Origin of the sequence: Williamwhitmania taraxaci (assembly GCF_900096565.1) — a bacterium.
Lineage (GTDB): Bacteria > Bacteroidota > Bacteroidia > Bacteroidales > Williamwhitmaniaceae > Williamwhitmania > Williamwhitmania taraxaci.
In genome coordinates, this window is sequence record NZ_FMYP01000035.1 from 37,358 (window position 1) to 43,423 (window position 6,066).

Genomic DNA, 6,066 nt, shown 5'->3' on the forward strand with positions numbered 1-6,066 from the left:
CGCTTAGTTTAGGCTTATCTTGTTTATTCCGTAGGAGAGCTGCCCTGCCTGTTTGTTTTTATCGATAATGCTGTTGAGCTTCCGGATCAGCACCCCGAGATCCTGCTCGTCGAGCTCGTAAAGAAGCCGCCCTGCTATTTTTGGGTCAAGCAGAAAGATGTTCACTGCGCTCCAGTCATCGTTTATGGTGTGTACACCGAGCTTATTAAGGAGTTTTAGCACTAGGCTGCGCTGCTCACGCTCCGCTTCTGTTATTGGTTTGGTTTTGTTGAAACGACCAACTTGATTAGCCATCCAGCGCACGAGTTCGCTATACTCTTTATCGCTAAGCTCCTGAAGACTGGTGGTGCGACCGTCGGTTACCGTTGATACCAGCTGCTCCTTCAAATTACCATCATTCCCGGACATCTTGCCTAGCAAGGCCCAAAACGCGCTGTAGTTCCTTCTTTTTGTTTTCATGTTTGGTTTAGTTAAGTATTGCTAGCTATTTTCATCCCCCAGTAAAGGGTGGCCGTGTTTTCGTCAATCATGATGGTTCCTCCTGGGCAGCGGCCGGATACAAGGCAGGCCATCCCACTAACCCTCACGATTACCTTGGACAGCTTCTTGGCTATCTTGGCTACTGCGGTGTAGGGTTCGCCGCGCTCTTCGTGCGCCACGATCACAAAGAGCTTGGTAGGGTGCTTTGCCACCAGCTGTAGGAGTATTCCGCCCTTTAGCTCATCGGCATAGATGGTGGCGTTGTCCAGGAATACAACCCGGGGAGCCTTCCGCTTGCATAGCTTCTCATCCAAATCGGCAATGGGGATATACTCCTGCACGTTTATCCGCTTGTTGTTGGCGTCCACACCAACCCGAAGGCAGGCATCCTTCAGCGCCATGCTCGCTCCCTCCTCGGCCGATACGTAGAGCACCTTATCGAAGGCGGTGAGGTAGTTGGCCAACTGAAGGGCAAATGTTGTTTTGCCATTCTTTTCAGGACCGTAAATAATCCATAGGCCATTGTGTTCAGGCTGCCCCATGGCATCGGCCCATATGCCGGTAAAAGGCATGGTTATATACTTCTTGTCGTAAATATTCCTGATGCTTAGTGACCGCATGGCGCTACTGGTTTAGGATGAGTAAGCCTTCCGCCCGGCGTAGGTCGCCCATTACGCTTCCGTTATCGGAGCGGAGGCACTTTACAACCAGCCTGTCAATATCTACATCCTTGGTCGCGTTTACGGAAATTACATCGCGCAACAACTTTTTATAAAAGCGAATTTTCTCGCTGTTTTCAAAGGGTATCACGGTGGTGTAGCGCTTTGAAAAGCGGCTGAACATAGCCCTAAATCCAACCTTCTTGCTGTTGATGCCGCGCTCTATTTTCTCCTGTAGCGAGTCATCTCCAATCTGGTACCATCCGCAAATGCCTTCTGTGGAATCAACCAGCTCCAGTACCTCCATGTAAGCAGCATACTCCACGTATCCAACATCATCAAGAATGATTAGGGGCTTTTCAAGTATCTGTAGGTAGTACTTTAGGTTATCCTTTACATCGGTATAGCGGCCATGCTCCTCAATGCCTATGGTTTTTGCGATCAACCGAATAAACCGCTGCTTCGTTTTCGCCTGCTTTGCATCCACATAGAATACGTTCTTAAGGGTGCGCGATAGATACTTAGCCGCAAATGTTTTACCGATTCCGCAATCGTCCACGCATATTTTACCCTTGCTAAACTCCTTGCAAAAGAGGATGTCCTCCTCAATCACCGTAAATACGTCGGTGCGGGCCATAACCCACTTGCGCGTATTCATGGTTACTCCTAGGTTTCGGCCCACCGTAAGCCACTGCGTATCGCTGAGCAGGCGCTCGCGCTCTCCATTCTTCAAGCGGCTGTAAACGGCGGCGCTTACTCCGTTTTTTCGGGCAAAGGCGGCATCGGAGCCATCGTAGTTCTTCCTGCCTTCCAGCAAGGCCTCAATCACCTTTTCCTTAAAATCACTCGTTAGGTTTAGCATGATGGTAGTATTTAGTTATGGTTAGTATCTGTCCTTTAAAGAGTGGTTATACACCCTTTCATTTTCAAAATCGGCGAGTTCAAACTCATCCTGTGGGGTTGCCAATACCTCCGTTGGGCCGGCGTGAGTAATGAGCCTATTAATACCTGGTATTTGAAACTTTGCGTTGAGCGTAATTGGGGTGGAGTCAATAACCGTAACCGGATCAAGCGCTCTTTTCTGCCGCTGCATATACCCGTCGATGGTTGCCTTGTAGCGGGCCATATCCTCCCTAGCCTTGAGGCTTTCGGGTGTTTGCTCAATGGTTGCCCTAGCACCTATCGGCTTTGGCACCAGCTCGCATACCAGCTGGCTTCCCCCGCGGAGGTATACCATCGCCTTTAGCACCTTACCGTCGTTCGTATCGAGCCAGTAAACATCGAGGTCCATTCCCTCTGCCTGGCGCATAATTGCCAGCAGCGGTTCTCCCGTATGCATCGAGCCGTTATCGCCGAGAAGCCATTGCTTGTTTTGGAGCTGCACCATACCGGTATGGCAGCTGGTTTCTTCTTTATACCCAAGGTGGGGGAGAATTGCCTTGTAGTTCGTTGGTTTTAGAGCCGGGTGCTGGTTTTCGAGGAGATACTCCCAGCGGGTTTTTGCTGGATCCAGCGGGCTCGGCATATTGTTCCAGGTTTGAATGTCCCGGAGACGGGATTCTACCAGCTCGGTGTAGGGTACAATTGGCACCGTATAGCCGCCTGCTTGGTTGCTCTCATCCTTGGCAAAGGGCCGGGCTATCCAGCCCAGGCTTTCCTTTTCTATCCCGTAGCGCATGCGCCGGTTGAATCCGGATTCAATATACTTGGCGCGCGCGTTGTTCGCCTCTATATGCACGTGCTGGAACATGTACCCTTCCTTCAGAAATGTATTCTTAAAGCTGCTGTTTAGGTTGCTCTCTGCCTCCAGCTCGGCCGGGAGCGATAGCCCCCACTCGGCATAGTTGCGCACCATTTGGCGGTAGAAATCAAGAATCATTTCCGCTTTTGTTTTTCCCCATACCCACGTGGTGATGGCCTCGCTGGCCACATCCTGTGCAAGGTAAAACCACATGCGCTCACCCTTTGCATATTCAAACGGGGGTTGCCGGTCATCTACCGATACGATACTCCCGGCATACGTTGGATGGGCAAGGCTATGGTAAGGGCTGAATTCCGATAGCAGCTTCTGGCGATCACCGCTGCGCTTGGCAACCGTTCCTATGCGGCTCTCCCACTCGCTGAGATACTCGTAAATGGTGGAGCGGCTGAGCGTCTTAAATTCCTTGGGGTTATACTGCTCCCCCGTTTCGTTGTTGATTAGCTCCACATACCCGTCGAGGAATCCGCTGTACTGGCGTGAAATTTCGGCGTAGGTTGGTTTTTTGCGCTGGGTTCCAAAGAGGTTATTGAGCAGATGAACCACTTCGGGAGTTATCTTGGCAGCGTTCCGGTTGCCGTGGTTGCCGTTGATAATGGAGGGGTATCCCTGCTCCATAAACTTTTTGAATAGGGGTGCCATCCGCTTACTTTCGGGGAGGGTGTGCTGAACGCCAAACTTCTGCTGCAGCACCGGATTAAAGCTTGCCACATCGGAGGTAAGGCTATGCCATATTCCGCGCGTTGATTTGTTTGGAGTTAGGCTCGAAATTTTGACTTCCCGTGCCTCTTTTAGCAGCGCGAGTGCGTTCAGCACACTGGCGTTGGTTATGTATCGTATTTGGGCCTCCGCCTCAATGGTCGTCTGATCGGAAAATTTATAGGTGGTGTAGAAATCAACGGTAGCCTTGTCGGTTTTGTAGAACTGCTCCAGCACGTGCTTACCCTTGCGCGGGTCACCTATTGCATCCCTGATGCTCATTGGGAGGCTGTCAAAGTCAATGAGCAGCTGCCTTCCGTTCCCTCCACTTTGTACCCTAGTAATCCCGTAGCCTCTTTTTTCAGCACGCTTAATGGCCATTCTTAGCGCATCATAAGTGCTGAAATGCGCTGGAATTAACTCCAGTTCGGTTACTACTAGTATGTTGTTATTAAAGAAGTGAGGCATACCAAGTTTAATTTTAACTGACCTATTGCTCCCAGGCGGGTTCCGGTGTGGCCGCTTACTACTCCGTGGTGAGATCAGGGAGTCTGGGTTTTTGCTTAACTTTAGGGTGTCTAATCTTAAATGTTAAGCAGTATGAATAAAGAATCTTATAATATACTTAAGCCACTTTCCGACCTTACAAATCTTCTTGCTGAAAAGCGATCTGCTTGGTCTCAACACATCTTGTTACTAGCGTCAACCCTCTTCGGTATTTTAATTTACCTTCAAGGTAAAAGCTCTGGTACGCTACCAACCCGCTTGTGCTTTGCTCTGGCAGTTGTTGCACTCGGATTTGGAATCCTGCTAACAGCCATTGCGCTGTATAGCCATATAGATGCAATAAGTCGGACTCGGAAAGATTACACTGAAGAAGCGATAAGCGCACTTCATGAACACCGCGAAATGAACTCCGTATCAGCATCCGTTCGTAGGCTATTCGTATTTTGCGAATGGTTAGGATACATCTGTTTTTTCGCCACGGTATTACTACTTTCCGCCTACTCATTTCTGTTGGCATTGGGGGGGTGACGCCTTACCCTTATCTGGCTGCTCTGCACCCCCGCGCTCAATCGCAGCCTTCCGAATACGCTTAGCCAATTCCGATTTGCTAACATCATTCAGCGCACGCCTTATTGTCACAAGGCTTACCTCAAACAGCGCTGCCAAGTCCTTTTTCTCACCGTGTTTTGTAATTATTGTCCCCATTATGTTGGTATTTAAATTTTAACCTATCTTTATTGCGTTGTTTGCATACTGAAACATGATGCAAACATATACGCTTTTGCGAACATTACAAAATATTTCAAAAGAATAATTCGCATATGCGAACATTTATTTACTGGCGATGACGATACAGGATAGATTTAGGCTGATAATAAACGATCTATACTCTGGTAATAAAAGAGCATTTGCAAAGTCGATTGGCGTTGCCGCAACTGTTATTGAGAACGTAGTAGGAAGTCGCAAGGGGAATCCTTCCTTTGAAGTGATTCAAAAAATCATATTCGCTAATGCGAATATTGATCCTAGATGGCTTCTTACTGGCGAAGGCAAAATGTTGTTTGGAATTGTTGCATCGGAAAGCAGCGTCAATACTAATGAGTCTAGTAATAAACAGAATATTGTATACAAAGAGTTACTAGCTGATAGAGAGAAAAAAATAGAGGAAAAAGAAGCAGAATTGAGGGAGGCATACAAAGAGATTGGTCGACTGGAATCCACAATAGATCAATTAAAAAAAGATAATCCGAGTGCTCGGCATTGTGCTACTCCAACATCTCAATTAAGCAAAGAGAAGCATAGATAGTTCCAACATTAGTTTTCCCCCATCCAATTTACGCTAAACTCATGCATAACGCTGATATACAGTTGTTGCGCGTTTGCTTTATAATTTCGCTTTCGTGTATTAAAGGGTAGCGAATAAGCAAATCAAGGCACTATTTACCGCTTTTATGTAACGTATTGGGGGTTGAATGCGGTGCCTAGATACCCTCTAGTGTTCGCCCAACTGTTCGCCCAACTGTCCACCCAACTCAAAACTGCCCAATTTTCTGCCTCCGCGCAGGTATTTATAAGGGCATAAAAAAAGCTCCCATTAAGGGAGCCGGAGCAATAGGATCATTACGTAGATAAAACGGTCGAAGTTGTGCCACCCATTTCGGTTCAAGTTGTGCCAGGCGTTTCGGTCGAAGTTGTGCCACTTTTTTAGGTGCATTTAGGCTCTTGAAAGGAATGATTTCTATCTTATCGCTGAAACTTAAATCAGGGATATGGCCGCAAAGAAGATAGATATCATGGATGTACGACAATTAATTCAGTTAAAAATCAAAGGAGAAAGCAACCGCAGCTGTTCTTCAAGTTTAGCCATACACCGCAATACGGTAAATTACTATGTCCGACAGCTGAAAGCAACCGGGACGAGCTATCCTGATTTACTCCGCTTGAGCGATGCGCAGCTGAGTG

Annotated in this window: 8 protein-coding genes; 3 read left to right on the forward strand and 5 right to left on the reverse strand. The window is 47.8% G+C overall.

The features are described 5' to 3' along the window. Positions 1-3 precede the first annotated feature (3 nt). The 4 genes from BLS65_RS10300 to BLS65_RS10315 are packed head-to-tail and all read right to left on the reverse strand — an operon-like array spanning position 4 to position 4,065. Positions 4-459, reverse strand: coding sequence for a hypothetical protein (locus BLS65_RS10300; RefSeq protein WP_125869834.1), 456 nt, complete (start codon positions 457-459; stop codon positions 4-6). An 11-nt stretch (positions 460-470) separates the two neighbouring features. Continuing rightward, positions 471-1,100, reverse strand: coding sequence for an AAA family ATPase (locus BLS65_RS10305; protein ID WP_125869835.1), 630 nt, complete (start codon positions 1,098-1,100; stop codon positions 471-473). A gap of 4 nt (positions 1,101-1,104) precedes the next feature. After that, positions 1,105-2,001 (reverse strand): AAA family ATPase, encoded by an 897-nt coding sequence (locus BLS65_RS10310; RefSeq protein WP_092438648.1) that lies wholly within the window; start codon positions 1,999-2,001, stop codon positions 1,105-1,107. 21 nt (positions 2,002-2,022) lie between these two features. After that, entirely contained in the window at positions 2,023-4,065 is a 2,043-nt protein-coding gene (locus BLS65_RS10315; protein WP_092438650.1) for a hypothetical protein, read from the reverse strand. A gap of 132 nt (positions 4,066-4,197) precedes the next feature. On the opposite strand from BLS65_RS10315, the gene BLS65_RS17990 reads away from it, so the two are divergent. Next, the gene (locus BLS65_RS17990; protein WP_125869836.1) at positions 4,198-4,632 is read left to right on the forward strand and encodes a hypothetical protein; all 435 of its coding nucleotides are present in this window, start codon (positions 4,198-4,200) and stop codon (positions 4,630-4,632) included. On the opposite strand, the gene BLS65_RS10320 is transcribed toward BLS65_RS17990, so the two are convergent. Then, a complete protein-coding gene (locus BLS65_RS10320) occupies positions 4,606-4,809 on the reverse strand; it encodes a DeoR family transcriptional regulator (protein ID WP_092438652.1) in 204 nt (67 codons plus the stop codon). The two genes, BLS65_RS17990 and BLS65_RS10320, sit on opposite strands and share 27 nt — an antisense overlap. A gap of 139 nt (positions 4,810-4,948) precedes the next feature. Between BLS65_RS10320 and BLS65_RS10325 the strand changes: the two genes are divergently transcribed. Then, on the forward strand, positions 4,949-5,410 hold the full coding sequence (locus BLS65_RS10325) for a hypothetical protein (protein ID WP_092438654.1): 462 nt from the start codon (positions 4,949-4,951) through the stop codon (positions 5,408-5,410). A gap of 463 nt (positions 5,411-5,873) precedes the next feature. Continuing rightward, the coding region (locus BLS65_RS17995; RefSeq protein ID WP_212590533.1) for a hypothetical protein at positions 5,874-6,066 on the forward strand (193 nt) is incomplete at its 3' end.

What these genes read in the sequence shown, in the direction of transcription:
- BLS65_RS10320 (WP_092438652.1), bottom strand. Translation starts at nt 4,809, where the DNA reads ATGGGGACAATAATTACAAAACACGGTGAGAAAAAGGACTTGGCAGCG.
- BLS65_RS10300 (WP_125869834.1), bottom strand. Translation starts at nt 459, where the DNA reads ATGAAAACAAAAAGAAGGAACTACAGCGCGTTTTGGGCCTTGCTAGGC.
- BLS65_RS10305 (WP_125869835.1), bottom strand. Translation starts at nt 1,100, where the DNA reads ATGCGGTCACTAAGCATCAGGAATATTTACGACAAGAAGTATATAACC.
- BLS65_RS10310 (WP_092438648.1), bottom strand. Translation starts at nt 2,001, where the DNA reads ATGCTAAACCTAACGAGTGATTTTAAGGAAAAGGTGATTGAGGCCTTG.
- BLS65_RS10325 (WP_092438654.1), top strand. Translation starts at nt 4,949, where the DNA reads ATGACGATACAGGATAGATTTAGGCTGATAATAAACGATCTATACTCT.
- BLS65_RS10315 (WP_092438650.1), bottom strand. Translation starts at nt 4,065, where the DNA reads ATGCCTCACTTCTTTAATAACAACATACTAGTAGTAACCGAACTGGAG.
- BLS65_RS17990 (WP_125869836.1), top strand. Translation starts at nt 4,198, where the DNA reads ATGAATAAAGAATCTTATAATATACTTAAGCCACTTTCCGACCTTACA.